The sequence below is a fragment of the Methylobacterium sp. GXS13 genome (assembly GCF_001455965.1).
Lineage (GTDB): Bacteria > Pseudomonadota > Alphaproteobacteria > Rhizobiales > Beijerinckiaceae > Methylobacterium.
This window is the reverse complement of the sequence record NZ_LKKO01000026.1, coordinates 58042-83907: the sequence shown is the minus strand read 5'-3', so window position 1 is coordinate 83907 and position 25866 is coordinate 58042. Positions and strand designations below refer to the sequence as shown.

The 25866-nt window shown below is 69.8% G+C and carries 21 protein-coding genes and 2 pseudogenes; 7 read left to right on the top strand and 16 right to left on the bottom strand.

What is annotated here, in order from left to right; all coding sequences use genetic code 11:
* Window positions 1–204, bottom strand: a pseudogene (locus AO398_RS09985) (hypothetical protein); the annotation flags it as partial.
* A gap of 390 nt (window positions 205–594) precedes the next feature.
* On the opposite strand from AO398_RS09985, the gene dnaK reads away from it, so the two are divergent.
* The 3 genes from dnaK to AO398_RS09970 all read left to right on the top strand — a co-directional run bounded on the left by dnaK (window position 595) and on the right by AO398_RS09970 (window position 4768).
* On the top strand, window positions 595–2511 hold the full coding sequence (gene dnaK, locus AO398_RS09980) for a molecular chaperone DnaK (protein WP_058191902.1): 1917 nt from the start codon (window positions 595–597) through the stop codon (window positions 2509–2511).
* Window positions 2512–2782: 271 nt separating this feature from the next.
* Window positions 2783–3928, top strand: a complete 1146-nt coding sequence (gene dnaJ, locus AO398_RS09975; protein ID WP_058191901.1) for a molecular chaperone DnaJ — start codon at window positions 2783–2785, stop codon at window positions 3926–3928.
* 201 nt (window positions 3929–4129) lie between these two features.
* Entirely contained in the window at window positions 4130–4768 is a 639-nt protein-coding gene (locus tag AO398_RS09970) for a phospholipid methyltransferase (RefSeq protein WP_058191900.1), read from the top strand.
* A 107-nt stretch (window positions 4769–4875) separates the two neighbouring features.
* Here AO398_RS09970 and AO398_RS09965 read toward each other — a convergent pair.
* Window positions 4876–5163: pseudogene (locus AO398_RS09965) on the bottom strand (GIY-YIG nuclease family protein).
* A 460-nt stretch (window positions 5164–5623) separates the two neighbouring features.
* On the opposite strand from AO398_RS09965, the gene AO398_RS27425 reads away from it, so the two are divergent.
* Window positions 5624–5953: a hypothetical protein gene (locus AO398_RS27425; RefSeq protein WP_082643223.1), complete on the top strand. Its 330-nt coding sequence runs from the start codon at window positions 5624–5626 to the stop codon at window positions 5951–5953.
* 18 nt (window positions 5954–5971) lie between these two features.
* On the opposite strand, the gene deoA is transcribed toward AO398_RS27425, so the two are convergent.
* The 9 genes from deoA to AO398_RS09915 all read right to left on the bottom strand — a co-directional run bounded on the left by deoA (window position 5972) and on the right by AO398_RS09915 (window position 14878).
* Window positions 5972–7270 carry a thymidine phosphorylase gene (gene deoA, locus AO398_RS09955; RefSeq protein WP_058191898.1) on the bottom strand — a complete coding sequence of 433 codons (1299 nt, stop codon included), beginning with the start codon at window positions 7268–7270 and terminating at the stop codon, window positions 5972–5974.
* A gap of 5 nt (window positions 7271–7275) precedes the next feature.
* Window positions 7276–8007, bottom strand: coding sequence for a deoxyribose-phosphate aldolase (deoC, locus tag AO398_RS09950; RefSeq protein WP_058191897.1), 732 nt, complete (start codon window positions 8005–8007; stop codon window positions 7276–7278).
* A complete protein-coding gene (locus AO398_RS09945) occupies window positions 8000–8824 on the bottom strand; it encodes a purine-nucleoside phosphorylase (RefSeq protein ID WP_058191896.1) in 825 nt (274 codons plus the stop codon). Before AO398_RS09945 ends, deoC begins: the two co-directional genes overlap by 8 nt.
* Entirely contained in the window at window positions 8817–9245 is a 429-nt protein-coding gene (locus AO398_RS09940) for a cytidine deaminase (RefSeq protein ID WP_058191895.1), read from the bottom strand. The genes AO398_RS09945 and AO398_RS09940 overlap by 8 nt, the downstream gene beginning before the upstream one ends.
* Before the next feature lie 347 nt (window positions 9246–9592).
* Window positions 9593–10354 carry an anti-sigma factor gene (locus AO398_RS09935; protein WP_244498716.1) on the bottom strand — a complete coding sequence of 254 codons (762 nt, stop codon included), beginning with the start codon at window positions 10352–10354 and terminating at the stop codon, window positions 9593–9595.
* Between the two features lie 92 nt (window positions 10355–10446).
* The gene (locus tag AO398_RS09930) at window positions 10447–11070 is read right to left on the bottom strand and encodes a sigma-70 family RNA polymerase sigma factor (RefSeq protein WP_058191893.1); all 624 of its coding nucleotides are present in this window, start codon (window positions 11068–11070) and stop codon (window positions 10447–10449) included.
* A 57-nt stretch (window positions 11071–11127) separates the two neighbouring features.
* Window positions 11128–11682, bottom strand: coding sequence for a glutathione peroxidase (locus tag AO398_RS09925; RefSeq protein WP_058191892.1), 555 nt, complete (start codon window positions 11680–11682; stop codon window positions 11128–11130).
* 132 nt (window positions 11683–11814) lie between these two features.
* Window positions 11815–13506 (bottom strand): CHASE3 domain-containing protein, encoded by a 1692-nt coding sequence (locus AO398_RS09920; protein ID WP_058191891.1) that lies wholly within the window; start codon window positions 13504–13506, stop codon window positions 11815–11817.
* A 235-nt stretch (window positions 13507–13741) separates the two neighbouring features.
* Window positions 13742–14878 carry a patatin-like phospholipase family protein gene (locus AO398_RS09915; RefSeq protein ID WP_058191890.1) on the bottom strand — a complete coding sequence of 379 codons (1137 nt, stop codon included), beginning with the start codon at window positions 14876–14878 and terminating at the stop codon, window positions 13742–13744.
* 351 nt (window positions 14879–15229) lie between these two features.
* On the opposite strand from AO398_RS09915, the gene ispG reads away from it, so the two are divergent.
* Together ispG and AO398_RS09905 are read left to right on the top strand one after the other, a co-directional pair.
* A complete protein-coding gene (gene ispG / locus AO398_RS09910; protein WP_058191889.1) occupies window positions 15230–16564 on the top strand; it encodes a flavodoxin-dependent (E)-4-hydroxy-3-methylbut-2-enyl-diphosphate synthase in 1335 nt (444 codons plus the stop codon).
* A gap of 450 nt (window positions 16565–17014) precedes the next feature.
* Window positions 17015–19045 carry a potassium transporter Kup gene (locus AO398_RS09905; protein WP_058191888.1) on the top strand — a complete coding sequence of 677 codons (2031 nt, stop codon included), beginning with the start codon at window positions 17015–17017 and terminating at the stop codon, window positions 19043–19045.
* 83 nt (window positions 19046–19128) lie between these two features.
* On the opposite strand, the gene AO398_RS09900 is transcribed toward AO398_RS09905, so the two are convergent.
* The 4 genes from AO398_RS09900 to AO398_RS09885 all read right to left on the bottom strand — a co-directional run bounded on the left by AO398_RS09900 (window position 19129) and on the right by AO398_RS09885 (window position 23255).
* Complete coding sequence (locus AO398_RS09900) at window positions 19129–19527, bottom strand: hypothetical protein (protein ID WP_058191912.1); 399 nt, start codon at window positions 19525–19527, stop codon at window positions 19129–19131.
* Window positions 19528–19602: 75 nt separating this feature from the next.
* Entirely contained in the window at window positions 19603–21942 is a 2340-nt protein-coding gene (locus tag AO398_RS09895; RefSeq protein ID WP_058191887.1) for a xanthine dehydrogenase family protein molybdopterin-binding subunit, read from the bottom strand.
* The gene (locus AO398_RS09890) at window positions 21939–22418 is read right to left on the bottom strand and encodes a (2Fe-2S)-binding protein (RefSeq protein ID WP_058191886.1); all 480 of its coding nucleotides are present in this window, start codon (window positions 22416–22418) and stop codon (window positions 21939–21941) included. The genes AO398_RS09895 and AO398_RS09890 overlap by 4 nt, the downstream gene beginning before the upstream one ends.
* 414 nt (window positions 22419–22832) lie before the next feature.
* Complete coding sequence (locus AO398_RS09885) at window positions 22833–23255, bottom strand: DUF971 domain-containing protein (RefSeq protein ID WP_058191885.1); 423 nt, start codon at window positions 23253–23255, stop codon at window positions 22833–22835.
* A gap of 81 nt (window positions 23256–23336) precedes the next feature.
* Between AO398_RS09885 and moaA the strand changes: the two genes are divergently transcribed.
* Window positions 23337–24395, top strand: coding sequence for a GTP 3',8-cyclase MoaA (gene moaA, locus AO398_RS09880; RefSeq protein ID WP_244498715.1), 1059 nt, complete (start codon window positions 23337–23339; stop codon window positions 24393–24395).
* A gap of 4 nt (window positions 24396–24399) precedes the next feature.
* Here the strand turns inward: moaA and radA are convergent, their stop codons facing one another.
* The gene (radA, locus tag AO398_RS09875; protein WP_058191884.1) at window positions 24400–25836 is read right to left on the bottom strand and encodes a DNA repair protein RadA; all 1437 of its coding nucleotides are present in this window, start codon (window positions 25834–25836) and stop codon (window positions 24400–24402) included.
* Window positions 25837–25866 lie beyond the last annotated feature (30 nt).

Here is a 25866-nt window from a genome sequence, read left to right as displayed (position 1 = left end):
CCCCGCCCGCCCCGCCCCCCCGGGCGCCGGGGCGGCGGGGGCCCCCCCCGGCACGCCGCGGGGCGGCACCGGGGGCCGCTCGGGCTTGATGCCAAACAGGCGCTCGAAGAAGTTCTGGGCCTGCGCCGGCGGCGCGGCCAGCATCGCAGGCGCCGCGACGGCGGCGGCCAGAAGGGGGAGCAGGAGGCTGCGGGTCCGTGGCATCGGGCTCTGACGGGGAAGACGAGGTGGCGGGGCCACGCTCAACCCCTTGTCGAAGTGTTAACACGCCATCGATGGCCTGGACGTGGCAGCGGCGCAACAAAATGCATCGACGCCAACCGGGCCGCCGCTGCCTCGCGGTAGGATTTTTCAGGCAGAACAACGTCTTGGCCAAAAACACGATGGCCGGGGCCAACGCGCCGGCTTTGCCTTGCGAGCCCGTCCAGGGGTTCTTATATCGCCCTCGACGCGGGATTATGCGCTGGATTTCAGCCGTTCACGGCCCTTGATCCGGCCCGGGTCCCATACTCACATCACACTCAATCCGCCATGGGCCGAGCTGCTTCGGGGCTCGGCGGTCTGCTTGAACGCGACGAAAAGAGGGATCCCACCATGGGTAAAGTTATCGGTATCGATCTGGGCACCACGAACTCTTGCGTGGCCGTCATGGAAGGCACGCAGCCCCGGGTCATCGAGAATGCGGAAGGCGCCCGCACCACGCCATCGATCGTGGCCTTCACGGATGACGGCGAGCGGCTCGTCGGCCAGCCGGCCAAGCGCCAGGCGGTGACGAACCCCGAGCGCACGTTCTTCGCCATCAAGCGGCTCGTCGGTCGTACCTACGACGATCCGATGACCCAGAAGGACAAGGGCCTCGTCCCCTACAAGATCGTCCGCGGCGACAACGGCGATGCCTGGGTCGAGGCCGACGGCAAGAAGTACTCGCCGTCTCAGATCTCCGCCTTCACGCTGCAGAAGATGAAGGAGACCGCGGAGTCGCATCTCGGCCAGCCGGTCACGCAGGCGGTCATCACGGTCCCGGCCTACTTCAACGACGCCCAGCGCCAGGCGACCAAGGATGCCGGCAAGATCGCGGGCCTCGAGGTGCTGCGCATCATCAACGAGCCGACTGCGGCCGCGCTCGCCTACGGCCTCGACAAGAAGAAGGCCGGCACCATCGCGGTCTACGACCTCGGCGGCGGCACCTTCGACGTCTCGATCCTCGAGATCGGCGACGGCGTGTTCGAGGTGAAGTCCACCAACGGCGACACCTTCCTGGGCGGCGAGGACTTCGACAACCGCGTGGTCGAGTACCTGACCGCCGAGTTCAAGAAGGAGCAGGGCATCGACCTGACCAAGGACAAGCTCGCCCTCCAGCGCCTCAAGGAGGCCGCCGAGAAGGCGAAGATCGAGCTGTCCTCGGCCACCCAGACCGAGATCAACCTGCCCTACATCACCGCCGACCAGACCGGCCCGAAGCACCTCGCGCTGAAGCTCAGCCGGGCGAAGTTCGAGTCGCTGGTGGACGATCTGGTGCAGCGCACGATCGAGCCCTGCCGCAAGGCGCTCAAGGATGCCGGCGTCTCGGCCTCCGAGATCGACGAGGTGGTGCTGGTCGGCGGCATGATCCGCATGCCCAAGATCCAGGAGGTGGTGAAGTCCTTCTTCGGCAAGGAGCCGCACAAGGGCGTCAACCCCGATGAGGTCGTGGCCATCGGCGCCGCCGTGCAGGCGGGCGTGCTCCAGGGCGACGTCAAGGACGTGCTGCTGCTCGACGTGACCCCGCTGTCGCTGGGCATCGAGACCCTCGGCGGCGTGTTCACCCGGCTCATCGACCGCAACACCACGATCCCGACCAAGAAGTCCCAGACCTTCTCGACGGCCGAAGACAACCAGAACGCCGTCACGATCCGGGTCTTCCAGGGCGAGCGCGAGATGGCGGCCGACAACAAGCTGCTCGGCCAGTTCGACCTCGTCGGCATCCCGCCGGCGCCCCGCGGCATGCCGCAGATCGAGGTGACCTTCGACATCGACGCCAACGGCATCGTCAACGTGACGGCCAAGGACAAGGCGACGAACAAAGAGCACCAGATCCGCATCCAGGCCTCGGGCGGCCTCTCGGACGCCGATATCGACCGGATGGTGAAGGACGCCGAGGCCAATGCCGAGGCGGACAAGAAGCGCCGCGAGCTGGTCGAGGTGAAGAACCAGGGCGAGAGCCTGATCCACGCCACCGAGAAGTCGGTGACTGAGTACGGCGACAAGGTCCCGGCGGCCGACAAGGGCGCGATCGAGACCGCGATGACCGCGCTCAAGACCGCGCTCGAGGGCGAGGATGTCGAGACGATCAAGGCCCGCACCACGGACCTGATGCAGGCCTCGATGAAGCTCGGCGAGGCGATGTACAGCGCCAACCAGGGCGCCGGCCCCGAGGCCGGTGCCGAGGCGGGCGCCTCCGAGAAGAAGGACGACGTCATCGACGCCGACTTCCAGGAGGTCGACGAGAAAGACCAGAAGAAGCGCGCCTGAGGCGCGGCTTCGACAGCAAACGCGCGGGGCCGGAGCGAGGCGGCCCCGCCTCTGCTTGTGAAGCGCTGTTGCGCGGGCGCCGCAGGAACCGGATATCGTCCGATGTCAGCCCCGGACCGGTCGGCTCATGCTAGATCGGCGGGGTCGTCGTGATCGCGACGGTGCCTCAGCCCGCTCACCCTGCTCAAGATCTGCCCCGAGGGCCCCGCTGCGGCGGACCGGACGGGTCCAGGGATCACAGCGCCTTCTGATTGTCCGGAGACTGGGTGGGATGTCGAAGCGGGACTATTACGAAATCCTGGGGGTCGCCAAGACCGCCACGGAAGGCGAGTTGAAGGTCGCGTTCCGCAAGCTCGCAATGACCTATCATCCCGACCGGAATCCCGGCGACAAGGAAGCCGAGATCAAGTTCAAGGAATTGAACGAGGCCTATCAGTGCCTCTCGGACGGCCAGAAGCGCGCGGCCTACGACAAGTTCGGCCACGCCGCCTTCAGCCAGGGCGGAGGCGGCCCCGGATTCGGCAACGAGTTCGGCGACTTCATGTCGGACATCTTCGACAATTTCTTCGGCGACGGACGCGGGGACGGTGCCCAGCGCGGCCGCGGCGGCGGTGCGCCGGGCCGCGAGCGCGGCTCCGACCTGCGCTACAACCTCGAGATCACCCTCGAAGAGGCCTTCATCGGCAAGGCCGAGACCATCCGGATCCCGACCTCGGTGACCTGCGAGGCCTGCGACGGCTCGGGCGCCAAGCCCGGCTCGAAGCCGCGCACCTGCCCGACCTGCGCCGGCTACGGCCGGGTGCGGGCGGCGCAGGGGTTCTTCGCCATCGAGCGCACCTGCCCGAATTGCCACGGCCGCGGCGAGATCGTCGACGATCCCTGCGCCACCTGTCAGGGCGCGGGCCGGGTCAATCGCGAGCGCACGCTCTCGATCAACGTGCCGGCTGGTGTCGATGACGGGTTGCGCATCCGGCTCGCCGGCGAGGGCGAGAGCGGGTTGCGCGGCGGGCCGCCCGGGGACCTCTACGTCTTCCTCTCGATCAAGCAGCACGAGTTCTTCCAGCGCGACGGCGCCGACCTGTTCTGCCGGGTGCCGATCTCGATGGTCACGGCGGCGCTCGCGGGTGAGATCACCGTGCCGGTGATCGACGGCTCCCAGACCCAGGTGCGGATCCCGGCCGGGACACAGACCGCCAAGCAATTCCGGATCAAGGGCAAGGGCATGCCGGTGCTCCGCTCCCGGGAGGTCGGCGACCTCTACATCCAGGTCTTCGTCGAGACCCCGCAGAACCTGACCAAGCGTCAGCGCGAGCTGCTGCAGGAGTTCGACCAGTCGGCCTCGCCGGAGAACCACCCGGAATCGTCCGGCTTCTTCGCCAAGGTGCGGGACTTCTTCGGCAGCGCCGTTCGACCCTAGGATCGCCGATCCGACGCGCTCGCCGAGGCCGAACGGGCATCCCGGTCGGGGGCGAGCGCGTCGGGCCGGATCCGAACCCGTGCACGCCCGTTATGCATCCGGCGAGCGTGGCATGCTTACCCTAGGCGCCGGGCCGGCTTGACTGTAAGACGGCGCGTTGCCTTAGCCTTCCATTCCCATCGGCTTCGAGGAATCCAGGACTTGCCGCCGCTCCGCCGTCCCAGTGCGAAGGCCCCTGCCGCCAGGGGTGAGAGTCTTGGGCCGCGGCGCGACCCCCTGGAGGACGAAGCCCGTTTCCTCCGATCCTGGTTCGAGCGTCCGCTCGTCACCGGCGCAGTGACGCCGTCCGGCAAGATGCTGGCCCGGACCATGGCGTCCTATGTCGATCCGCGCCGCGAAGGCCCGGTAGTCGAGCTCGGCCCCGGCACCGGCCCGGTAACGGAGGCGCTGATCCGCCGGGGCATCGCGCCATCGCGCCTGATCCTGGTGGAGTTCAACCCCGATTTCTGCCGCCTGCTGACCCGCCGCTTTCCGGGGGTGACCGTGATTCGCGGCGATGCCTACGACATGCGCGCGACCCTCAAGACGGCGCTGGACCAGCCCGCCGCCGCGACGATCTCGAGCTTGCCCCTGTTCACCAAGCCGCTGGAGCAGCGGCTCGACCTGCTCAACGCCGCCCACGACCTGATGCAGCCGGGCGCGCCCTTCGTGCAGTTCACCTATGCGGTCGTCCCGCCAATCCCGGCCCGCTGCGAGGCCGGCAGCTACACGGCCGACCGCTCGAACCGCGTCTGGCTGAACCTGCCGCCCGCGCGGGTGTGGGTGTATCGGCGGCCGTAAGGCGCAGCGTTCGGTAGGCCGGTCTCATCGACACCCGATCGGGTGAGGCCCTCACCGTCATTGCGAGCGCAGCGAAGCAACCCAGGGCTTCGCAACGTATAAGAACTTCACGCAAGGCCGGGATACCGATCGCACCAATCCGGGTTCATCGCCTCGATCAAGGCGAGTGTTCTCTTCCGGGAGCCGGCCTTGATCTGCTTCTCGCGGGCGATGGCCTCGCTCATCGTCGGGCAGCCTTCGTACCAGACCAGGAGCTTGCAACCGTAGCGGCGCGTGAAGCCGGGATGGAGGGCTTCGCAGTGCTCGTAGACGCGCCGGGCCAGGTCCGCGGTGACGCCGGTCTAGAGCGTCCGGTTGCGGCGGCTTGCCAGGATGTAGACCGCCGGCTCACGCATGGTGTCTGTCCCGTCGAACAGAACGATCGGCCGCGGAGCCCTGGGTTGCTTCGCTCCGCTCGCAATGACGGGATGGGCGTTATCACGCGGCGCGAGAGGCGTTTTGGGCCGGCGCTGCCTGCGTGAGCTTGCCGCCGCTGAATTGCGCCACGCTGGTGGGCTGGGTTCAGCGCCGGGGCGTTCAGGGAATTCATGGTGGGGTAAGAGCTTCCCCCGTCATTGCGAGCGCAGCGAAGCAACCCAGTAGCGCGCGATCCCCGAACGTGGCGGATTCCTGGGTCGCTTCGCTTCGCTCGCGATGACGGCGTGGCTGAAAGGGTACCAATCAGGGTCATTCCGCTGCCGGCCGAACCTGAACAGCGCCTGAGGGACGAACTCACGTCCGCGTCAACTTAAAGGCGTTACACCTGGGGCACAGCCGGTCGCGACAATGCGATCGGCGAGGCACAGGAGGACGCCGATGTTCACCAAGACCGCTCGCCTACGCCTGGCTGCCGCCGCCCTGGCGCTCGGGGGACTGACCCTCGGAGTACCCGCGATGGCTGCCCCGCTTGGCCTCGACACCAGGCTGCACCAGGGCGCCGGCGACATCGTGGATGTCCAGTACGGCTACGGGTACGGCCATCGTCATCACGGCTTCGGCCCCCGCCACGGCTTCGGCCCGGGGTTCCGGGGTCATCACCACCACGGCTGGGGTCGCGGCCACCATCGCGGCTGGGGTCATCACCGCGGGTTCGGCCATCACCACCATGGCGGCTTCGGCCATCGCCTCGGCTACGGCCGCTGGTAAGGCGATCGGGGCCGGATCCTATCCGGCTCCCACCCGCTCGATGATCGCAGGCCGGCCGGGGGGCGCCTCGCCCATCCGGTAGGCCGCCCGCAGGGCCGCCTCCGCCCGGTCGGCGGCGGCCTCGTCGGCCGCGTGGACGATCCCGAGCCGACCGGACGCATCCCCGGGACCCGCGAGGTCGGTGAAGCCGACCCGCGGGTCGATCGCGTCCTCCGGCCGGGTCCGGCCGCCGCCGAGCCCGATCACCGCCAGCCCGATCGCTCGGGTGTCGATGGCCGCCACCGTGCCGTCCTGCCGCACCGATCGCCGTACGGGCGCTGCGGGCAGGTATCGCGCCGGCTGTTCCAGAAGATCGGCCGGGCCTCCGAGCGCCGCGACCATCTCGCAAAAAATCTCGGCCGCCCGGCCCGAGGCGAGGGCCCTTTCCAGGCGCCCGGAGGCCGCATCGCGGTCCGGTGCGAGGCCGCCGGCCACCAGCATCTCTGCCCCGAGCGCCAGGGTGACCGCGTGGAAGCGCGGCTCCCGGCGAGTGCCGGTGAGGTAATCGATCGCGTAGGCCACCTCGACGGCGTTCCCGGCGGCGCTCGCGAGCGGCGCGTCCATGTCGGTGATCAGCGCCGCGGTGCGCAGCCCGGCGCCCTCGGCCACCGTGACGATGCTCTCGGCCAGCGCCCGGGCTTCATCCAAACCCGTCATGAAGGCGCCGGAGCCCTGCTTGACGTCCATCACCAGGCCCTGGAGCCCGGCGGCCAGCTTCTTCGACAGGATCGACGCGGTGATCAGGTCGAGGGATTCCACCGTGCCGGTCACGTCCCGGATCGCGTAGAGGCGCCGGTCGGCCGGGGCCAATTCGGCGGTCTGGCCGATGATCGCGCAGCCGACTTCGCCGACTACCCGGCGGAACGTGTCGAGCCCCGGGGTGGCATCGTAGCCGGGGATGCTGGCGAGCTTGTCGAGCGTCCCGCCGGTATGGCCGAGGCCGCGGCCGGAGATCATCGGCACGTAGCCGCCGCAGGCCGCCACCATGGGCGCGAGCGGCAGGCTCACCGTGTCGCCGATGCCGCCGGTGGAGTGCTTGTCGAGCACTGGGCCCGGCAAGTCCCAGGCGAGCACCGTGCCGGATTCGGCCATCGCCCGGGTCAGCGCCACCCGCTCCGGCAGCGCGAGGCCGCGGAAGAACACGGCCATGGCGAAGGCCGCCGCCTGCCCCTCGCCGACCGACCCGTCGGTGAGGCCGCGGACGAAGGCCGCGATGGCCTCCGGATCGAGGGTCAGGCCGTCGCGCTTGGCCCGGATGGTTTCCTGCGGCAGGCGCATGCGCTTCAAGACTCCCGCGCCTGCATGAGCGCGCCGAACAGGCTGCTCGCCCCCAGCCGGAAGGTCTTCGGGCCGACCCAGTCCGGCCCCATGATCCGGTCGGCGAGCGCGAGATAGGTGGCGGCGTCGGCGACGCTGCGCAGGCCGCCCGAGATCTTGAGGCCCGCAGGGCGAGCGCTCGCCTGGATCTCGATCAGCATCGATTCGGCGGCCTCCGGGGTCGCCGAGACCGGGCTCTTGCCCGTGGAGGTCTTCAGGAAGTCGGCCCCCGCTTCCAGCGCCAGCCGGCCGGCGCGCCGGATGACGTCGGGATCGGCGAGTTCCCCGGTCTCCAGGATCACCTTGAGGATTGCGGCCCCGCAGGTGTCGCGCACCGCCTCGACCATGTCGCGGGCCGTCTCCGCGTCGCCGTGCAGGAAAGCCCGATAGGGCAGGACGAGGTCGATCTCGTCGGCGCCGTCGCGCAGGGCCTCCGCGGTGTCGTCGGTCGCTCGGGCGCAATCCTCGCCGCCGGCCGGGAAGTTGATCACGGTGGCGACCCGGATGCCGCTGCCCTTGAGCGCGCGCGCGCCCTGCGCCACGAAATGCGGCCAGACGCAGATCGCCGCGACGCCGCCGCTGCGCGCATCCCGGCAGAGCGCGTCGATCTTCGGCTCGGTGCAGGTCTCGGTGAGGTCGGTGAGATCGAGGAGCGGCAGCGCCCGGCGGGCGACCGCGGCGGCATCGGGTTCATCCATGTTTGGTCTCCTCGGCGGGCAGGCCGGCCACGAAGGCCCGGACCAGACGGCCGAGATCCGCCGCGGCCCGGGCCGCCACCGCCTTGGTCTCGGCGTGATGGGGGGCGCCCCCGGCGATCCCGGCGGCCAGGTTGGTCACCACCGACACGGCCGCCACCGGCAGGCCGAGGAAGCGGGCGAGGATCACCTCGGGCACGGTGGACATGCCGACGAGATCGGCCCCGAGGATGCCGGCCATCCGGACCTCGGCCGGGGTCTCGAAGCTCGGGCCGGAGAACCAGGCGTAGATGCCTTCCGTCAGCGGAACCTCGCAGGTCCCGGCCGCCGCCCGGAGGCGCACGCGCAGGTCCGGATCGTGGGCTTCGGTCATCGGCACGAAGCGGGCATCGCTGGTCTCGCCGATCAGCGGGTTCAAGCCCGACAGGTTGATGTGATCTTGGAGCAGAACCAGGCTGCCCGGGCCGGTCTCCGGTCGCAGCGACCCGGAGGCGTTGGTGAGGAGCAGGCGCTTGGCGCCGAGCCCGGAGGCGCAGGCGAGCGGTATCCGCATCGCCGCCGCATCGCCCCGCTCATAGGCATGGGCCCGGCCCTCGAACACCAGCACGCGCCGCCCGGCCAGGCGCCCGCGATGCAGCCGGCCGCCATGGCCGCTGACGCCGGCACCGGGGAAGCCCGGGATCGCCGCGTAATCCAGCGCGGCGGATTCCGTGAGCCCGGCCGCGATCCCGCCGAGCCCGGTGCCGGTGACGATGGCGCAGGCGTAACCGCCGCCGAAGCCCGCGGCCCGGAGCGTGTCGAGGGCGGCGGCCTCAGTCACCCAGCGTCTCCGGCCCGAACGATTCGGGCAGCAACTCCGCCAGCGTGAAGGTTTTCGCGATACGATCCGGCCCGGCGGCGTGGATCGGCGTGTCCGGCCCGGCGAATTCGCGGATCCGCTGGCGGCAGGCGCCGCAGGGCGTCACCAGACCGGCGCCGTCGCCGCAGACCAGGATCTCGGCGATGCGCCGGCCGCCACCCGGCATCCTCGCGGCGATCGCCCCGGCTTCCGCGCAGGTGCCGACCGGATAGGCCGCGTTCTCGACGTTGCAGCCGACATGGATCTCGCCCCGCTCGTCACGGAGCGCCGACCCGACCCGGAACCGGGAATAGGGCGCATGGGCCCGGTCGCGCACCGCCCGGGCGGCGTCGAACAGGGCCGTCAGCCCCTCATTCCGTTGCGCTGAAGTGGCGGCCTGCATGGCCGATCTTTGGCACCCGCCGGGGCGGCCTGTCGAGGGGCGGGGACGACGGCGCAGATCGGTTGCCCGTTTCCGGCGAGCGCCCCCGAACGGCTGCGTCGCGCCGGTTAGAATCCGGCCTGGCAATTGAAGCGCCCTTTCCCGGGCACCGGGAACGTCAGTGGACGGTAATTTGGGACCCAGCAGAGACAGCGCCGCGCAGTGGCACGATCAGCGGCAACGTCGCTTCGGGCGGAGGCTTTGCGTCGTCTCGCGCTGGGTACCGGGTCGCAGTTCGCTGTCGCTGCATGCGCCCCGGAAAAGGGCCGCGCGGAATGAGAAGTGCCGCGACGGCCGTTCTGTCCGTCTCAGCGCGTCGTCGCGCCGGCCCCCAGCATCCCCGCAGCCTGTCGCAGGACCGCGTCGTCCTGCGGGCCGCTCAGCGCGTAGGCGGTGTCGCCGGCATTCCAGGACAGGAGCGCGCCATCGTCGGAGCCGGTGAGGGCCGCCGGGCCGCCGCGCAGCCCCCGTGTCGCGAACAGGGAGGCCTCGCCCAGGGCGCCGGCCTCGAAGGCGATCTCGATGCCGGTGCCGTGACGCCCGGGGAAGATCTGGATGTCGCGCACCTGCCAGCCGGCCGGGAGCGGCGGCAGATCGATGCCGGTGACCGATTGGAGACGAGCCCGGTCATAGACGGGGCGGTCGCCCTGGTTGGCGATGTTCTTGCGCAACTGCGCAACGGCGCGGGCCTGGCGGGCATCGGCGATCAGGGTCGGGTCGGGGGTTGCGGCCATCGTGTCGGGCACACCGAACCGGCCGATCTCGTCATGGGCAAGCCAGCCCGCGCCGACCAGCACCACGATGGCGGCGGCGCGCTTGATCCGCGAGGCGACGCGGCTCCAACGCAGGTTGCGGTCGAGGCGGCGCGCCAGCGCGACGTTGCGGTCCGGTCCCGGCCCCGGCAGGCGCCCGAAGCTGGCGCGAAGGGCGTCGCGGTCGTGCAGATCGGCCATCACCTGGGCGGCAGCCCCGGGATGGGCGGCCAGGTGCGCCTCGACGTCGAGGCGGCGCATCGGGTCGATCTGCCCGTCGACGAAAGCGATGAGATCGTCGTCTGTTATCGGATCCATCATCGGTGAAGTCCTCGATTCCAGCGTGCCGCAGGGGCAAATCCGCCGGTCGTCATCGTTTATGTGTGCCAGCGCGCTGCGGCCTTGATGCCTCAGGCATCGCCTGCGGCGCGTTTCATCGGCGGCCGGTCCCGGGCCTCATCGGACGCGACGAGGCGCAGGCCGGGGAAGGTGCCGCGCCGTGCCTCCGGTCGGGTGGTCTCGGGTTCGGCGTCGGCGCGGCCCCGGTTGCCGTCCTCGAAGGCCCGAAGTGCCGCCCGACCGCGGCCCAAGCGGGACATCAGCGTCCCGATCGGGATGCCGAGCACCGCGGCGGCGTCGGCATAGGCCATGCCTTCCAGGGTCACGAGGTGGAGGGCGGCGCGCTGCTCCTCCGGCAGGGTCAGGAAGGCCTGCCGGATCTGGGCGAGGCGGACGCGACCCTCCTGAGCCGGAGGCGCCATGTCCTCGCTCATCCGCACCAATGCGTCGGCGTGACGCGCCTCGACCTGGCGTCGGCGCTGCTCGTCGATGAAGGCGTTGTGCAGCACCGTCATCATCCAGGTGCGCAGGTTGGTGTTGGGGCGCAGGGAGCCCTGCATCTCCAGGGCGCGCACCAGCGTGTCGTGCACCAGATCGTCCGCCCGCAGCGCGTCGCGGGTCAGCGAGCGGGCGTAGCGCCGCAGGGGCACCAGCAGGTCGACGATGTCCGGATGCGTGTGCTTGTCTGATGCCATGGGGTGAGAACGCATCGGCCTGGGGGTTTAATCCCCGCCTTCAGCGTCCCAATGTCGTCAGGCCTGATCGAGGGTGGCGGCGATGCCCGAGACCATCCTGGGGTCGGTCGGCTCCACCTGCGTGGCGAAGGCGGCGGCGAGCGAGCCGTCCCGGGCGATCAGGTATTTGTGGAAGTTCCAGCGCGGGGTCTCGCCCGGCCGCTCCGCCGCCGCCCATTGGTAGAACGGGTGGGCACCGGGCATCTTCACCCGGGTCTTGGCGGTCAGCGGGAAGGTCACGCCGTGATTCTTGCGCGCGGCCTCGGCGATGGCGGGGCCGTCGAGCGGCTCCTGATTGCCGAAATCCGGCGACGGCACGCCGATCACCGTGAGCCCCCTGTCGCCGAAGCGCGTCCACAGGGTCTGGAGCCCGGCGAGCTGCCCGGCATAGCCGCAGGCGGTGGCGGTGTTGACCACGAGGATCGGTCGCCCGGCATAGGCCGAGAGCGGCATCGCGCCGCCCTCCGGGTGCTCGAAGGCGAAATCGGTCGCCCGGCCCGACGGCGCAGCGCGAGCCGCGCCGACACATCCGGCACCGAGCAGGATCAGGGCCTCGCGGCGCAACATCGTCATGGCAGCGGCCTCGCACGGTCACGGGCGCTCGCACGCCCGAACGGGATCTAGGGCGCACGCCACGGAGATCCCGACATCGCAATCGTGAAGGGCCTGCGGCCCTTTGGCGGGGGGCGCAGCGCCGAGCTTCGCTCAGGCGGCCCGGACCGTGTCGAGGAAGCGGTGGACCTCTTGGTCGAGCCGCTCGGCCTGGACCGAGAGTTCGGAGGCCGAGCCCAGCACCTGCTCGGCGGCGGCCCCGGCGCCCTCGGCGGCGCTGGCGACCCCGGCGATGTTGGTCGTGACCTCACCGGCCCCGGTCGCCGCCTGCCCGACGTTCCGGACGATCTCCTGGGTGGCCGAGCCCTGTTCCTCGATCGCCGCGGCGATCCCGGTCGACAGCCCGCTCATCTCCGTGATGCGGCCGACGATGAGGCCGATCGCGTCCACCGTCTCTCCGGTCCAGGATTGGATCTCGCCGATCTGCCGGGCGATTTCGCCGGTGGCCTTGGCGGTCTGGCCGGCCAGTTCCTTCACCTCCGTCGCCACAACCGCGAAGCCGCGGCCCGCCTCGCCCGCGCGCGCGGCCTCGATGGTGGCATTGAGCGCCAGCAGGTTGGTCTGGCCGGCGATGCCGCTGATCAGGTCGACCACGGCGCCGATCTTGACGGCGCCGTCGCGCAGGTTGCGCACGAGGTCCGCGGATTTCCCGGCTTCCAGCACCGCCGCGTCGGCGAGGTCGGCGGAGGCCTGCACCTGGCGACCGATCTCGTTGACGGAGACGCCGAGTTCCTCGGCGGCCGCCGCCACGGTGTTGACGTTGGCGGCCGCCTGCTCGGCCGCCGCGGCCACATGGGTCGACTGGCTGGCGGTCTCGGCCGCCACGCCGCTCATATGCGCGGCGGTGGATTTCAGGTTCGCCGCGGCCGTCGCGACGGCGCGGATGATGCCGCCGACGGCACCCTCGAACGTGGCCGCCATCTCGCGCATCGCGGCCTTGCGCTGAGCCTCGAGCCCGGCCTGGGTCCGGGCGGCCTCCTCTTCGAGGGCCTTCGTCCGGGCGAGCCCGTCCCGGAACACCTGCACGGCACCCGCCATGGCGCCGATCTCGTCCCGGCGCCCCACGCCGGGAATCGCGACGGTGAGGTCGTTGGCGGCGAGTGCCGTCATGGCCTGGGTCATCCGGTGGATCGGCTTGCCGATGCCGTTGTGGAGAAGCAGCGACCCGACCAGGGCGGTGACAACGATCGATCCAAGGCCGATCAGGCTCGCCGCCCGCGACGCCGCGATGGCGGCCGCCGAGGCGGCGCTCCGATCCTTGAGCAGATCCTGCTCGACCTGCCCGATCTCCGCCGCCTTCGCGCGCAGGGCGTCCATCACGCCCTTCCCGACACCCGAAGCTTCAAGCCGGCGCGCCTCATCCCGGGTGTCGGGATCCTTCATCAGGGCACGTTCGCGATCCGCGACCTCTGCGCTCCAGCGCTCGGCCAGGGTCTTCAACGCCAGGAGACGCCCCGGCTGCGTGGGATTGTTGGCGGTGAGCTGGCGTGCCGCCTCCCAGGACGCCGCGAAGGCCTTCCGCCCGGCCTCCTCGGGTTCGAGGAACCGTGGATCGGCCGAGATCAGGTAGCCGCGCAGGGCGGTCTCCCGGTCGACCATGGCCACGGTCATCCGGTCGACCTCGGCCAGAACCTCATGGGTATGGACGGTCCAGGCCTCCGCATCCTCGATCAAGCCGATATTGCGGAGCGAGACCGCCGAGACGCCGGCGGTGATCACCAGCATCAGGGCCATGACCAGCGCGATCTTCACGCCGGTCTTGAGGTCGATCAGACGAAATCTCATGGCCCGCCCTTGAGGTCAGAATCACCGGGCCTGATCGGGCTCCGGTCAGCGGGCCTGGATAGATCAGTTTTGTGAACGCCCTCTTACCGCCAGGATTTTTACTGTAGACGAATCGTTGATAGCGAAACGAACCACCGTGAAATAGCGTGACGATCTTTGTGATCCGTCTATCGATGCTATATCGAGTGGAATGTAATGCCACGATAGCGGATATTTTGACGCCAAAATTATCGATTTACTGATACGCATCCCGCAGATTGAGTGTACAGGCTTGCCCAATGGTGCCGTAGGTCTCGGACAGCCAAGCCTGCGCGGCGGCGCGGCGCTCGCCACGCAGGCGCTTGAACACGGTCCAGCGCGCGTCGAGCTTGGAGGCGGCGTTGTAATCCTCCAGCGCGTCGGTGCCGTCGATGCGGTGCACCAGAACGCGCTGGTAGCCGCCCTGGCCGAGGGTGCCGTCCTCGATCAGGCCGTCGATGAAGTCGATCGCACGCAATTCCCGCATCAGGTTGGCGTTGAAGGTGATCTCGTTGAGGCGGTCGCGGATCTCGCTCTCCGTGCGGGGGGTCTCGCGCCGCTCGACCGGGTTGATCTGGACCAGCACGATGTCGCGGGTCTGGGCCGCCCGGTGCAGCGGGTAGAGCGGCGGGTTGCCGAGATAGCCGCCATCCCAATAGGGCACGCCGTCGATCTCCACCGCCTGGAACACCGTGGGCAGGCAGGCCGAGGCCATCAGGTGATCGACCGTCAGGCGCTCGCGCTCGAACACCGCGAGCTTGCCGGTCCAGACATTGGTGGCCGAGACGAACAGGCCCGCGGTCTCGGCCTCGCGCAGGCGCTCGAAATCGATCTGCTCGGCGAGCGCCTTGCGCAGCGGGTTGATGTTGAGCGGGTTCGACACGTAGGGGCTCGGCGAGAGCATCTTGGACCAGAACTCGGCCACCGGGTTGCCCTTCCACAGGCTGAACAGCCCGCTGACGAAGTTGCGCTGCGCCGGCCCGAGGTCGCCGTCGAGGCTGACCTCGCGCCAGAACCGCTCGAGTCCCTCGCGGGCGCCGTCCGGGCCGCCCTTGAGCCAGCCGTCCACCATCACGACGCCGTTCATCGCCCCGGCGCTCGCGCCGGTCACCGCCTCGAAGGACAGGCGCCCGTCCTCGATCAGCGCGTCGAGCACGCCCCAGGTGAAGGCGCCGTGCGCGCCGCCGCCCTGTAGGGCGAGCGCCACCGGCTTCTCGGCCCGGGGGCCGGCCAGGACTTGATGGGTTGGATGGGGCGGATGGGTGGCAAAGGGCTCGATCCCGTCCGAAACCGGGACTTCTGGGACGGCAGTCGCCGGATTGTGCGGCTCACCGCCGTGGGGGTGCTCGCTCATGTCGGCCTCCAGAAACAGGATCCCCTAAATGGGATGCTGCACTGCAACATCAACCGTGCGCGAATCTGGAGGGCCCCATGACAACCGGTCCGCGGCGCGCGATTCGGCAACAGGGGCCGACGAAAACCGATGTTGCGCACGCGGCAAACTCGACATCCGCATCCGGATACGACATGACAGCCGCGATGCTGTCATGCGCGGTGTCGGCTTGACGCTGCGCGGCGTCGTCCGCAGCTAACCCGCGGGCGGCCCGCAGCCCCGAAGCTCCGGCGAGGCGCGCGCCGCGAAACGCCCGACCGGCCCGAACCAGGGTCGGCGCTTTTTCGCGAAACGCGCACGCGAAGGTCCACGATGGAAGTCATGGAAGCCATCCGCTCCGAAAGTCCCGCCGCCGAGACCAGCCTGACCACCGGTGGTCCGGAGATCGCCGGCCCAGCGCCGCGCAGCGGCACGATGGGCGTCACGGTCGGTGAGGGCGAAGGCGCGGTCATGGTCGGCGGCGGCGCCCCGATCGTCGTGCAGTCGATGACCAACACCGACACCGCCGACATCGACGGCACGGTGGCGCAGGTCGCCCAGCTCGCCCGGGTCGGCTCGGAGCTGGTCCGCATCACCGTCGACCGCGATGAGGCTGCGGCCGCGGTGCCGAAGATCCGCGAGCGCCTGGACCGGATCGGCGTCCACGTGCCGCTGGTCGGCGACTTCCACTATATCGGCCACAAGCTGCTGGCCGACCATCCGGCCTGCGCCGAGGCCCTGGCGAAGTACCGGATCAACCCCGGCAATGTCGGGTTCAAGGACAAGAAAGACACCCAGTTCTCCTCGATCATCGAGCAGGCGATCAAGTACGGGAAGACCGTGCGGATCGGTGCCAACTGGGGTTCGCTCGACGGCGAGCTGCTCACCCACCTGATGGACGAGAACGCCAAGCTGCCGCGGCCGATCGATGCCCGCGCGGTGATGCGCGAGGCGATGGTGCGCTCGGCGATCGGCTCGGCCGACCGGGCGGTGGAACTCGGCCTCCCGCAGAACAAGATCATCCTGTCGGCCAAGGTCTCGGCGGTGCAGGACCTGATCGCGGTCTACCGCGAGGTGGCGCGCCGCTCGGATTACGCGATCCATCTCGGCCTGACCGAGGCCGGCATGGGTTCCAAGGGCCTGGCGGCCGGGTCGGCGGCGATCGGCGTGCTGCTGCAGGAGGGGATCGGCGACACGATCCGCTACTCGCTCACCCCCGAGCCGGGCGGCGACCGGAGCGTCGAGGTCAAGGCGAGCCAGGAGCTCCTGCAGACCATGGGCTTCCGCACCTTCGTGCCGATGGTTGCGGCCTGCCCGGGCTGCGGGCGCACGACCTCGACCACCTTCCAGGAACTGGCCCGCGACATCCAGAACTGGATCGTCACCTCCATGCCGGAATGGAAGAAGACCTATCCGGGGGTCGAGGGCCTGAACGTCGCCGTGATGGGCTGCATCGTCAACGGTCCGGGCGAATCGAAGCACGCCGATATCGGCATCTCGCTGCCGGGCACCGGCGAGACCCCGACCGCGCCGGTGTTCATCGACGGCAAGAAGGCCATGACGCTGCGCGGTGCGACGCTCGCCAAGGATTTTGAGACCGTCGTGATCGAGTACATCGAGCGCCGCTTCGGCCTGCAGGGCGGCGGCACGCGCACCGCGGCCGAATAGCCGGACGCAGGTCGCGCTGGACGGCAGGATTAACCGCCGTGTCATTCCGGGGCGCCGCAGGCGAGCCCGGAACCCAGAGCCGCCGACGGCGCAAGATTTTAAACTGTCGGCGGTTATGGATCCCGGGCTCCGCTTCGCGGCCCTGGGATGACAAGGCGGGTGATTAGAAGTTCAGAGACCTCTTGAGTCCCAAGAGAATTAAGTAAATCCCTCTCCCCCGGGCAGCCTCCCCCGCCGGCCCCGCTCCCACCGAAGCCCTGATCTTCGCCGTGCACGCTGTTTCCGGCCGCCCGAGGCCGTGATAGCAAGGCCGCACGATCCCGTGAGCGGTCGGCCTGGTGGCCGGCCCGCGTGGTTCGGCGGAGTTTTCGCGTCCTCATGCCCGGCCCCACCAGGCCCCCTGAGCCGATCCGCGAAACGCCGGCCACGCCCGAGCCTCCGACATTCCGCATGAGCCAGACCTTCGCACCCGGCGTAGCACCTCAGCCCGTGCCCGCGGCCTCCGACGCCCCGCCCAACCCTGCCTCGGCGCCCGCCCCGGCGGGAGGCGAGACCGGCGGCTCCGGGCCCGAGCAGGCGGCGGCCCCCGCCGGCGCCCTCGATGCCCCCGAGAAAGCCGAGACGCGGCACGGCCATGCCGGCTTCTGGACGCTGCTGGTCGGCTCGGTCGGCGTCGTCTACGGCGATATCGGCACCAGCCCGCTCTATGCCTTCCGCGAGGCGCTGGTCCCGGCCCGCACCGACGGCATCCTGTTGCCCGAGGAGGTGATCGGCACCGTCTCGCTGATCCTCTGGGCGCTCTTCCTGATCGTGACGGTGAAGTACGTCCTGATCCTGCTGCGCATGGACAACAACGGCGAGGGCGGCATCCTCTCGCTGATGGCGCTGGCCCGCAAGGCACTCGGCGGCTCGCGGATCGTCTTCATGCTCGGGCTGCTCGGCGCCTCGCTGTTCTACGGCGACGCGGTCATCACCCCGGCGATCTCGGTGCTCTCGGCCGTGGAGGGGCTGAAGCTCGTCACCCCGGCGCTGGACGATTACGTGCTGCCGATCACGGTGACGATCATCATCGCCCTGTTCCTCGTGCAGAATCGCGGGACCGCCAAGGTCGCGGCCTTCTTCGGGCCGATGACCGTCGTGTGGTTCGTCGCCATGGCGCTCGCGGCTCTGCCGCATATCGGCCTGCACCCGGAGGTGTTCCGGGCCGCCAACCCCTGGTACGCGGTGCATTACCTGCTCGGCCACGGCACCGGGGCACTGGTCGCGCTCGGTGCGGTGTTCCTGGCGGTGACCGGCGCAGAAGCGCTGTTCGCCGATCTCGGGCATTTCGGCCGCAAGCCGATCCAGGTGGCCTGGGTCTGCCTGGTCTTCCCGGCACTCGCCCTGAACTATCTCGGCCAGGCGGCCCTGGTGCTGGAGAAGCCCGACACCGCCGACCCGTTCTTCCAGCTCGTCCCGGCCTGGGGCCTGCTCCCGATGGTGGTGCTGGCGACGCTGGCCACCGTGGTGGCGAGCCAGGCGGTGATCACCGGCGCCTTCTCGTTGTCCCGGCAGGCGATCCAGCTCGGCCTGCTGCCGCGCCTCGAGATCCGGCACACCTCCGAATCGCATGCCGGCCAGATCTACCTGCCGCAGATCAACGGGCTCCTGATGATCGGCGTCGTGCTGCTGGCGGTCCTGTTCAAGACCTCGTCGTCCTTGGCCTCGGCCTACGGCATCGCGGTGACCGGCACGATGCTGCTCACCGCCTCGATGACCTTCCTGGTGATCTGGCGGATGTGGGGCTGGTCGCCGGTGGCGGCCGCGCTGGTCATGCTGCCCTTCATCGTGCTGGAGTTCCTGTTCCTGCTCTCCAACCTGATCAAGGTGGTCGAGGGCGGCTACGTGCCCCTGATCCTGGCGGGCGCGCTCATCGTGCTGATGTGGACCTGGGTGCGCGGGGTCACGATCCTGTTCAACAAGACCCGCAAGACCGACGTGCCGCTGGTCGAGCTGGTCGGCATGCTGGAGAAAAGCCCGCCCCACCACGTGCGCGGCACCGCGGTGTTCCTGACGAGCGACCCCGAGATCGCCCCGGCGGCGCTCCTGCACAACCTGAAGCACAACAAGGTGCTGCACGAGAAGAACGTGATCCTCACCGTCGAGACGGTGGACACCCCGCGCTCGAACGAAGCCGACAAGGTCCGGCTCGAGCCCGTGGGGCCGCATTTCTTCAAGGTCGTGATGAAGTTCGGCTACATGGAGACGCCGAACATCCCCAAGACGCTGGTGCTGCTGCGCCGCCAGGGCTTCAAGTTCGACATCATGGCGACGTCGTTCTTCCTGTCCCGCCGCTCGATCCGCCCGGCGACCCATTCGGGCATGCCTCTCTGGCAGGATCGGATCTTCATAACGCTGGCCAAGAACGCGAACGACGCCACGGACTTCTTCCAGATCCCCACGGGGCGGGTGGTCGAGGTCGGGACGCAGGTGACGGTCTGACGTCGCACGGCCCCTGGGATCGACGGAACGTCAAAGCGCTCCGCCAATCCTGAGGCGCGCGCAAGGAGGCGCGGAGCGGCGCTTCAGAGCGCCTTCTTCAACTGGCTCTCGGCGCGGGCCACGCCGGCCTCGCAGGCCGTCGCATCACCCTTCGAATCCGCGGTGCGCGCCTCGTCGAGCGCAACCTTGGCCTGCTGGGCGGCATCCGCACCCTCACCGGCCTGGGCCGACTTCTCCGGCGGGGCCTGGGGCGATTCGTTGGCGCGCTGGCCCTCGGTGCCGGTCATGCCCTCGCCGCTGCGCTTGGCGGCGTTGCCCTGGCCGCTGGTCGAGGCCGAGATCGAGGCGGTCGCCTCCGACGTCACCCGCTTGGACAGGGCGTCGATCTTGTCCGAGCAGGGGGAGGCGAGGACGGGGGCCGCCATCAGGATCAGGGCCAGGGGCACCGTGACGGAAACCGTGAAGGCGGCGGGACGCATCATCGTATCGAACTCTTTCATTGTGGGGGGCCGGGGATCAGGTCCCCGGTCCCCCAACGCGTCGCGAGGGAGAGCGGTTCAGGCGCTGAGCTGGTCGCGGATCGGCAATTGCCGCACGCGCCGGCCGGTGGCGGCGAAGACCGCGTTGGCGATGGCGGGCGCCACCGGCGGCACGCCGGGCTCGCCGACGCCGCCGAGCGGGCCGTCATAGGAGCCGGTCGGCACCAGGTGCACGCGGACCACCTTCGGGGCGGCGTCGATCCGGATGATCTCGTAGCCGTCGAAGTTGTTCTGCTGCGCCCGGCCCTGCTTGAAGGTGATCTCGGAGGTGAGGGCGAGCCCCATCCCCATGACCACGGCGCCTTCCATCTGGGACCGGATGCGCTCCGGGTTCACCTGCGGCCCGCAATCGACCGCGATGTCGATGGCGTGCACCTTCACCTGACCCTTGTCGTCGACCTCAACCTCAGCCGCCACCGACGTGTAGGTGACGAAGCTGTAGTGGCCGGCGATCCCGAGGCCGCGGCCCTTCGGCATCTGCCGTCCCCAGCCGGCGCCCTTGGCGGCGGCCTCGATCACGCCGCGCAGGCGGCCGGTATCGATCGGGTAGAGCTTCGGGTCCTCGCCGTGGTTCCAGACGTCGCCGATGGAGGTCGGGTCGATCTTCCGGGCCGGGCCGATCAGGTCGAGCAGGTACTCCTTCGGGTCGCGCCCGGCGGCATGCGCCAGCTCCGACACGAAGGACTGGATCGCGAAGGCGTGCGGGATGTTCGAGACCGAGCGGAACCAGCCGATCCGGACATGGGCGGCGGCTTCCGGGTTCTCCATCCGGGCGTTGGGCAGGTTGAACGGCGTGTTCACCAGGCCCATCCCGAGCTCGAACGGCAGCTCGTGCTTCGGATCGGGCGCGAAGATCGAGCCGATCGTCGGCGCCACCGAGCGGTGCAGCCAGGCCACCGGCATGCCCTTCTCGTCGAGGCCGGCCTCCAGGTGCTCCACCGAGATCGTGTGGTAGTAGCCGTGGTGGATGTCGTCCTCGCGGGTCCAGGCGAGCTTGACCGGTGCGCCGTCCACCGCCTGCGAGCACAGGGCGGCTTCGACCACGTAATCCGGCTTGGACTTGCGCCCGAAGCCGCCGCCGAGCAGCGTGACGTTCACCTTGACCTTGTCGTCGGGCAGCTTGAGCGCCTTCATCAGGCGATCGTTGGCCGCCTGCGGACCCTGCGTGCAGGCCCAGGCCTCGCAGAACCCGTCCTTGACCCGGGCCACGGCGGCCGGGGGCTCCATCGGGGCCTGGACCAGGTGGGGCACGAAGTATTCGGCCTCGACCTTGGTCTTGGCCTTGGCCATCGCGCCGTCGACGTCGCCCTGGTTGCGCACCACCTTGCCGGGCTTGCGCGCGGCGGCCTCGAGCTCCTTGCGGAACACGTCGGTGTCGTAGCCGGCGTTCGGGCCGTCATCCCAGGTGATCTTGAGCGCGTCGCGCGCCTTCAGGGCCGCCCAGGTATTTTTCGCGACGACCGCGACGCCGCCCAGCGGCATGAACTCGGACGGGATCTCGCCGCCGTCGATCTTGAAGATCTTGACGACGCCCGCGACCTTCTTGGCCTCGCTGTCGTCGTAGGACTTGACCTTGCCGCCATAGACCGCCGGGCGGGCGACCACCGCGTACAGCATCCCGTCGAGCTTGGTGTCGAGGCCGTAGACGGCCCGGCCCGTGGTGATGTCGAAGTTGTCGATCAGCCCGATCTTGCCGGTGCCGATGTAGCGGAAGTCCTTCGGGTCCTTCAGCGTGACATTGGTCGGAACCGGCAGCTCGGAGGCCGCCTGCGCCACGGCGCCGTAGCCGAGGCTGCGCTTGGACTTGGCGTGCGTGAGGATGTGGTTGGACGCCGTCACCTCGGAGGCCGGCACGCCCCATTGCTTGGCCGCGGCCTCGATCAGCATCAGCCGCGCGGCGGCGCCGGCATGGCGGAAATGCTGGAAGAAATGGCGCAGCGAGCGCGAGCCGTCGGTATCCTGGTTGCCGAAGCGCGCCTCGTCGCCCCAGGCCTGGACCACCTTCACCTTCGGCCAATCGGCCTCCAGCTCGTCGGCGACCGTGAGCGCCACGGAGGTGCGCACGCCCTGGCCCATGTCGGAGCGGTGGTTGGTCACCGTGACGGTGCCGTCCGGGGCGATGGCCACGAAGATCTTCGGGTCGTCGCGCCAGCCATGCGGCATGCCGTCGGCGCCGAACTTCTGCGCCTTCTGCTCGGCGGTCTGGCCTTCGTCGGCGCGGGCGTCGCGCAGGGACAGGGCCAGCACCAGGGCGCCGGCGCCGCCGAGGATGCCGCGGCGGCTGACATTGGCGAGGACCGGCTTGGCGGTCGGCTTCGCATTGGCCAGTTCGGCCATCATCTGTGCGTCGTGGATCACAGGCGCTCTCCCTTGCTGGCGGGCGCCGTCTGGCCGGCGGCCTGATGGATCGCCGCGCGGATGCGCGGATAGGTGCCGCAGCGGCAGATGTTGCCGTTCATCGTGTCGTCGATATCCTGCTCGGACGGCTTGGGCGTGTCCTTGAGCAGGGCTGCGGCCTGCATGATCTGGCCGCACTGGCAGTAGCCGCACTGGGCGACGTTGAGGTCGCGCCAGGCCACCTGCACCGGGTGGTTGCCGTCGGGCGACAGGCCCTCGATGGTCACGACCTCCTGGTCGGCCGCCGCCGAGATCGGCGTGATGCAGGCACGGGTCGCCGCGCCGCCGAGATGGATCGTGCAGGCGCCGCACAGCGACACGCCACAGCCGAACTTGGTGCCGGTGAGGCCCAGCTCGTCGCGCAGGTACCACAGCAGCGGCATGTCGGGATCGCCGTCGAAGCTGCGCGCAGCCCCGTTCACGGTGAGTTTGATCATCGAAATATCCTGTCTGGCGACGCCGGAACGGCGCTCGGTCGGGTCTGAGCCGAGCCGGAGGCGACGACCGATCCTCTGGTCCACGCATCCGCCTATGCGGGCTAACCCGACGAACGGGTCTCTGGGTTCAGAATAGGAAGAATTCTAATCCACCCAGGGAGTTTTGTGCAACGCAAGGTGGAGGTGCCATGCGGCCGGAGACCCGCGCCGGGCACATGCCGCGTGCGGAGACGCACATGCCGCCCGGTGACAGGATCGTCTCTTCAGGGGCGTGCGGATGGAAATCCCGGTTGTTGCGCCGTCGCGACACGCAGGGCGCCGGCCCGCGCAGGTCGAGTCAAATGGGCGCGACGACGCGGGTGCCGATTTTGTCGGGCAATAGGCCAGCAGGGGCGTGCTGATGCCGATGCCGCCTCAGTGGCAGCCGCACGCACCTGAGCCGCAGCTTCCGCCCTGCTTCACCGGGGCGGTGCGCGCGGTCTCGCGGTCGAGGCCGCGCTCGGCCAGCTCGGACAGGTAGGTCTGCCAGCGCGCGTCGTAATCCCGGCCCAGCGTGTGCAGGTAGCCCCAGCCGTAGATGCCGGTGTCGTGCATGTCGTCGAAGCCGAGCTTGACGGCGTAGTTGCCGATCGGCTCCACCGCCAGGATCGCCACTGCGCGCTTGCCGCCGATCACCTTGCGCTCCAGGGGCGAATGGCCCTGCACCTCGGCGGACGGGCTCGACACCCGCAGGTACTCGGCCGGCAGGGCAAAGCGCGACCCATCCTCGAAGGCGACGTTGAGCACCCGCCGGTCGGCCGACAGGCGGATCTCGGTCGGCCACAGATCCTCGTTCACAGGTCACACTCCTCAAGCATCCGGGGGCTGCGGCCCGGGGGCTGCTTGCCCACGACCGTATCGGGCATCATATGCTCAATCATGCTCGATGACATCTCCAGCACGCCGCAGGGGTTTACGGCCGGTGCGCTCCGCACGCCGGCGCCCGCGCCGTTGATCGACCCGTTCCAGCGGGCGATCTCGTATCTGCGCATCTCGGTGACGGATCGCTGCGACCTGCGCTGCGCCTACTGCATGTCGGAGACGATGCAGTTCCTGCCCAAGCGCGACCTGCTGACCCTGGAGGAGCTGGATCGGCTCTGCGGCGTGTTCATCGCGCGGGGCGTGCGCAAGCTCCGGATCACCGGCGGCGAGCCGCTCGTGCGCCGCGACATCATGCACCTGTTCCGCCGCCTGTCGCGGCACCTCGATTCGGGCGCTCTGGAGGAACTGACGCTGACCACCAACGGCACCCAGCTCGCGCGCTACGCGAACGAGTTGGCGAGCCTTGGGGTGCGCCGGATCAACGTCTCGCTCGATACCCTGGACGCGGCCAAGTTCCGGGCCATCACGCGCCGCGGCGATCTCCCGGTGGTGCTCGACGGTATCGCAGCCGCACGGGCGGCCGGCATGAAGGTCAAGATCAACGCGGTGGCGCTGCGCGACGTCAACGCCGACGAGATTCCCGACATGATCGCCTGGGCCCACGGGCTCGGGATGGATATGACCCTGATCGAGGTGATGCCGCTCGGCGAGATCGAGGCCGACCGCACCGACCAGTTCCTGCCCCTGTCGGTGGCCCGGCAGCGCCTGGAGAGCCGCTACACCCTGACCCCGCTGCCCGATCGCACGGGCGGCCCGGCGCGCTACGTCCGGGTCGAGGAGACCGGCGGCAAGCTCGGCTTCATCACGCCGCTGACCCACAATTTCTGCGAGAGCTGCAATCGGGTGCGCCTGACCTGCACCGGCCAGCTCTACCTGTGCCTCGGCCAGGAAGACTCGGCGGATCTGCGGGCGGTGCTGCGGGCCTCAAACGACGATGCCGTGCTGGCCGCCGCCGTGGTCGAGGCGATCACGCGCAAGCCGAAGGGGCACGACTTCATCATCGAGCGCCAACGCCCGGCCGCGGTGCCGCGGCACATGAGCGTGACCGGCGGCTAGCCGTTCAGACCTCCTCGTCGGCGTAGCGCGATTGCGCCCGCCCGCGCTGCCCACCACTGCGCCGCGGCGCGCCGGCGCTGATCCCAGCCACGAGATCGGCAATGTGCCGGAGGGTCTCCACCGCCAGCGCCTTGTCGCCTTCGCCGCGGCCTTGCGGGATCAGGGCCTTGGCGAAGCCGAGCTTCTGGGCCTCCTTCAGCCGGGATCCGGCCTGGGCGACCGGCCGGATCGCCCCGGACAGGCCGATCTCACCGAAATACACGGTCTCCGGCGGCAGCACCGCCCCCGACAGGGACGAGACCAGGGCGGCGGCCACCGCGAGATCGGCCGCCGGCTCGGTGATCCGCAGGCCGCCGGCGACGTTCAAATACACGTCGTGGGTGCCGAGCCGGATGCCGCCATGGGCCTCGAGCACGGCCAGCACCATCGACAGCCGGTTCGGGTCCCAGCCGACCACGGCGCGGCGCGGCATGCCGAGCGAGGAGGGGGCCACCAGCGCCTGGATCTCCACCAGCAGGGGCCGCGTCCCCTCCATCCCGGCGAAGACCGCGGTGCCGGCGGCCTGATGGTCGCGCCCGGCCAGGAACAGGGCCGAGGGGTTGGGCACCTCGGCCAGCCCCGCGTCGGTCATCTCGAACACGCCGATCTCGTCGGTCGGGCCGAACCGGTTCTTCACCGCGCGCAGGATGCGGAAATGGTGGCCCTGATCGCCCTCGAACGAGGCGACCGCGTCGACCATGTGCTCCACCACCCGGGGGCCGGCGATCTGCCCGTCCTTGGTGACGTGGCCGACCAGGATCACCGCCGTGCCGGTGGTCTTGGCGAAGCGGATCAACGCCTGGGCCGAGGAGCGCACCTGCGTGACCGTGCCGGGGGCCGATTCCACCGTCTCGGTCCACATGGTCTGGATCGAATCGATGATCGCCAGGGCCGGCGGGCGGCCCTGGCTGAGGGTCTCGATGATGTCCTCGACATTGGTCTCGGCGGCGAGGTCCACCGGCCGGTCGCTAAGCCCCAGCCTCTCGGCGCGCAGGCGGACCTGGCCGACCGCCTCCTCGCCGGAGATGTAGGCGACCCGCTCGCCGGTGCCCGCCATGGCGGCCGAGGCCTGCATCAGCAGGGTCGACTTGCCGATGCCGGGATCGCCGCCGAGCAGGATCACCGAGCCGCGCACGAAGCCGCCGCCGGTCACCCGGTCGAGCTCGCCGATCCCCGAGGGGATGCGCGGCGCCTCCTTGGTCTCGCCGGTCAGCCCCTCCAGCGGGAACACCCGGCCGCGGGCGCGGGAGGGCCGGGTCGCGAGCGGGCCGGACTGGCCGCCGGCGGCGGCCGCCTCCTCGACGATCGTGTTCCAGCCGTTGCACGCCTCGCAGCGCCCGCGCCAGCGGTTGTAGACCGCCCCGCAGGATTGGCAGACGAAGGTCTGGTGGATCTTGGCCATTCGGGTCCGCGTGCCGCCGGTCCGGCATTC

What these genes read in the sequence shown, in the direction of transcription:
- dnaK (WP_058191902.1), top strand. Translation starts at nt 595, where the DNA reads ATGGGTAAAGTTATCGGTATCGATCTGGGCACCACGAACTCTTGCGTG.
- dnaJ (WP_058191901.1), top strand. Translation starts at nt 2,783, where the DNA reads ATGTCGAAGCGGGACTATTACGAAATCCTGGGGGTCGCCAAGACCGCC.
- AO398_RS27425 (WP_082643223.1), top strand. Translation starts at nt 5,624, where the DNA reads ATGTTCACCAAGACCGCTCGCCTACGCCTGGCTGCCGCCGCCCTGGCG.
- deoA (WP_058191898.1), bottom strand. Translation starts at nt 7,270, where the DNA reads ATGCGCCTGCCGCAGGAAACCATCCGGGCCAAGCGCGACGGCCTGACC.
- deoC (WP_058191897.1), bottom strand. Translation starts at nt 8,007, where the DNA reads ATGGATGAACCCGATGCCGCCGCGGTCGCCCGCCGGGCGCTGCCGCTC.
- AO398_RS09940 (WP_058191895.1), bottom strand. Translation starts at nt 9,245, where the DNA reads ATGCAGGCCGCCACTTCAGCGCAACGGAATGAGGGGCTGACGGCCCTG.
- AO398_RS09935 (WP_244498716.1), bottom strand. Translation starts at nt 10,354, where the DNA reads ATGGATCCGATAACAGACGACGATCTCATCGCTTTCGTCGACGGGCAG.
- AO398_RS09930 (WP_058191893.1), bottom strand. Translation starts at nt 11,070, where the DNA reads ATGGCATCAGACAAGCACACGCATCCGGACATCGTCGACCTGCTGGTG.
- AO398_RS09925 (WP_058191892.1), bottom strand. Translation starts at nt 11,682, where the DNA reads ATGACGATGTTGCGCCGCGAGGCCCTGATCCTGCTCGGTGCCGGATGT.
- AO398_RS09920 (WP_058191891.1), bottom strand. Translation starts at nt 13,506, where the DNA reads ATGAGATTTCGTCTGATCGACCTCAAGACCGGCGTGAAGATCGCGCTG.
- AO398_RS09915 (WP_058191890.1), bottom strand. Translation starts at nt 14,878, where the DNA reads ATGAGCGAGCACCCCCACGGCGGTGAGCCGCACAATCCGGCGACTGCC.
- ispG (WP_058191889.1), top strand. Translation starts at nt 15,230, where the DNA reads ATGGAAGTCATGGAAGCCATCCGCTCCGAAAGTCCCGCCGCCGAGACC.
- AO398_RS09905 (WP_058191888.1), top strand. Translation starts at nt 17,015, where the DNA reads ATGAGCCAGACCTTCGCACCCGGCGTAGCACCTCAGCCCGTGCCCGCG.
- AO398_RS09900 (WP_058191912.1), bottom strand. Translation starts at nt 19,527, where the DNA reads ATGATGCGTCCCGCCGCCTTCACGGTTTCCGTCACGGTGCCCCTGGCC.
- AO398_RS09890 (WP_058191886.1), bottom strand. Translation starts at nt 22,418, where the DNA reads ATGATCAAACTCACCGTGAACGGGGCTGCGCGCAGCTTCGACGGCGAT.
- moaA (WP_244498715.1), top strand. Translation starts at nt 23,337, where the DNA reads ATGCTCGATGACATCTCCAGCACGCCGCAGGGGTTTACGGCCGGTGCG.
- radA (WP_058191884.1), bottom strand. Translation starts at nt 25,836, where the DNA reads ATGGCCAAGATCCACCAGACCTTCGTCTGCCAATCCTGCGGGGCGGTC.